Origin of the sequence: Nocardia sp. 852002-20019_SCH5090214 (genome assembly GCF_001665865.1) — a bacterium.
In the GTDB taxonomy this organism is placed as follows: Bacteria; Actinomycetota; Actinomycetes; order Mycobacteriales; family Mycobacteriaceae; genus Nocardia; species Nocardia nova.
Map to the genome: position 1 here is coordinate 1 of NZ_LZMK01000403.1, position 604 is coordinate 604.

Genomic DNA, 604 nt, shown 5'->3' on the forward strand with positions numbered 1-604 from the left:
GTGGAGTGTGGTGGTGAGGGTAATGGGTGAGTGGGTTTGTGGGGGTGATGATTTGAGTGGATTTGTGAGTATGGAGGTGGGGGTTATGTGGGATTTGGGTTGGTGTCGACGAATTCGAGATCGGCTTCGCGCTCCCATGTCCAGTGGTTACCTGGCCACCACACCACCACCCAGTTCGTCCCACCGGTCGGCGGGGTTTTCGACCACACCTGAACGAGTTCGCCGGAGGCGTGGTCGAAGTCGGTGCGCACCACCGCGGCGTGCCCGGCGGGGGCGACATAGCCGATCCGGTCGCCGCCGGAGAGGCCGGCGCGTGACTTCAACCGGATCCGGGTGCGCGGCGCGACGGGCATCGGTCGAGCTTGTCACCCGCGCCCGCGGCGAGGCTGGGGTGGGATAGTCGCGGGTATGGGCGAGGTGTTCGCGGTCGGTGATCGCATCGAGTGGTGGAGCGACATCGACGGCGGCCCGGCCGAGCCCGGCGACCAGGACGCGAGGAAAAACATCGGCACGGTCGCCAGCGTCCACCGCAGCCCCAACGACGACACCCAGGTCGTCGCGTATCTCGTGACGTGTCGCAGCCGCGTCGCCGGCACGTACACCT

2 protein-coding genes are annotated in these 604 nt (G+C 66.7%); one reads left to right on the forward strand and one right to left on the reverse strand.

The features are described 5' to 3' along the window. Positions 1-83: 83 nt before the first annotated feature. Complete coding sequence (locus tag A5780_RS33760) at positions 84-353, reverse strand: hypothetical protein (RefSeq protein WP_064911080.1); 270 nt, start codon at positions 351-353, stop codon at positions 84-86. Between the two features lie 55 nt (positions 354-408). Here A5780_RS33760 and A5780_RS33765 point away from each other — a divergent pair. After that, positions 409-604, forward strand: a 196-nt coding sequence (locus A5780_RS33765) for a hypothetical protein (RefSeq protein WP_156769348.1), incomplete at its 3' end; no start/stop codon positions are given.

Coding starts and splice junctions, on each gene's coding strand:
- A5780_RS33760 (WP_064911080.1), bottom strand. CDS start 353: ATGCCCGTCGCGCCGCGCACCCGGATCCGGTTGAAGTCACGCGCCGGC.